The following is a 1750-nucleotide window of genomic DNA, read 5'->3' as shown; positions in this document are numbered from 1 at the left end:
TGCGGTAACAGGTGTTTCCATTGGCGGGCTCTTTGCCGGCGGTATTTCTGCCGGGGTTCTGCTGGCAACACTCTATATCCTCTATATCTTTATCCGCGGCCTGCTTGATCCCGGCTTTGCCCCGGCCCTCGCCCCCGAAGAGCGTGTCTCCTGGGGCGAAAAACTTATCTCGGTGCGTAGCGTTTTTTTCCCGGGAATGTTAATAGTTCTCGTGCTCGGCACCATTCTGCTGGGGATCGCCAGCCCGACAGAAGCGGCAGCTTTTGGCGCAGCCGGAGCAATAGTTATTGGTCTGATAAACCGACGTCTGACATGGGAGATTGTCCACTCCTCCTGTTATGAAACACTAAGCGTGACAGCCATGGTCGGTTTTATGATGATCGGTGCCGGAGCTTTTGGGTCGGTGTTTTCCGGGCTGGGCGGCAACGCAATTGTTGCCGACTTCGCGATGAATATGCCGGGCGGCGCCAATATGGTCTTTGTCGTTGCCGCTATCTTTGTCTTTATCCTGGGAATGTTTCTGGAACCGGGTGCCGTTATTTTTCTTGCGGTGCCGATTATCGCTCCGATCCTGTCACGCCTGGGATTTGATCCGCTATGGATCGGCCTGGCGATCAACGTTATCCTGCAGAGCGCCTATATTTCGCCGCCTTTTGGTTTCAGCCTGTTCTATCTCAAAGGATGTACTCCACCAGATATTGACATCATTGAGATCTATAAATCAAGCCTGCCGCTGTTAACCCTGCAGGCGATCTGCCTTGTTATCATTTTTATGTTTCCGCAGATTATCCTGTGGCTCCCCAGATATCTGCTTGGGTTTTAGCCACGGTATCTGCCGAAAGACAAAAACAATATAAAAAAGGAGAGAAGCCTATGGTGTGTGAATAACATAAACAATAACAACTGTACCTTCAAAAAACGTCAACGATAGTAAAGAGAAAACCTGAAATTTCTGGACATATCTCTCTGTTTGCGAAAATTTAACAGTAATTGGTGAATCATGAAAACAAAAATCGCAGTTTTACTTACAGTTCTATTTCTTGCAACAAACGTACAAAGCGCTTTTGCCAAAGTGAAATGGCGCCTTGTCACCCACGCCATGCCGGGAACAGAACAGCAACGTATCGCTGAAGTTTTCTGTGAAACAGTAAAAACACTCTCTGGGGGAGAATTTGAAATAAAAGCATACCCCGCAGGCGTTCTCTTCCCTGTTTTTGAAACATTTGATAACGTTGCCAACGGCATGGTCAACGCAAGCATGGTATACAGTGCCTACTGGCCGGGAAAAGATTCTCTGTTCAGCTTTACAACGCAGCCCGGCTCACCTCTGAGCACCTATGCCGAGGGTGCCTATCTTGTTGAGAAACTGGAGCCATGGTTTAAAAAACTCTACGCGAAACATGGGCTTACCTATCTTGGTCATGCCATGGTCAGCCCGCTTTACGAGCAACTTATGTCGGTGGTGCCAATTGATTCTGTCGACAAAATCAAGGGCTTGAGAATACGCTCTTCCGGTATTGGCGGCAAGTATTATGAAGCTCTTGGCGCTTCCACCGTTTCCCTCTCTGCTCCCGATATCTACACCGCGCTGCAAACACGCAGTATTGAGGCGGCCGAATGGACATTCTGGGATGAAAATATGCGGATGGGTTTTCATGAAGTAGCATCATTTATCCTTGATCCGGCACTGCAGAACGGCACCTGTGAATATTTCCCGCTGGTTGTCAACCCCAAAAGCTGGGATGCACTT

General features: G+C 48.7%; 2 protein-coding genes. Both read left to right on the top strand.

Annotated features, from left to right (window positions below):
- Positions 1–823 (top strand): C4-dicarboxylate ABC transporter permease (locus CSA35_09830; GenBank protein ID PIE53721.1); only part of this gene is annotated, 823 nt, incomplete at its 5' end.
- 177 nt (positions 824–1000) lie between these two features.
- Positions 1001–1750, top strand: a 750-nt coding sequence (locus CSA35_09825; GenBank protein PIE53720.1) for a hypothetical protein, incomplete at its 3' end; no start/stop codon positions are given.

Origin of the sequence: Dethiosulfovibrio peptidovorans (assembly GCA_002748665.1) — a bacterium.
GTDB classification, from domain to species: domain Bacteria; phylum Synergistota; class Synergistia; order Synergistales; family Dethiosulfovibrionaceae; genus Dethiosulfovibrio; species Dethiosulfovibrio peptidovorans_A.
Note: the sequence above shows the minus strand (reverse complement) of the source record. Positions and strands in the feature narration are given on the sequence as shown.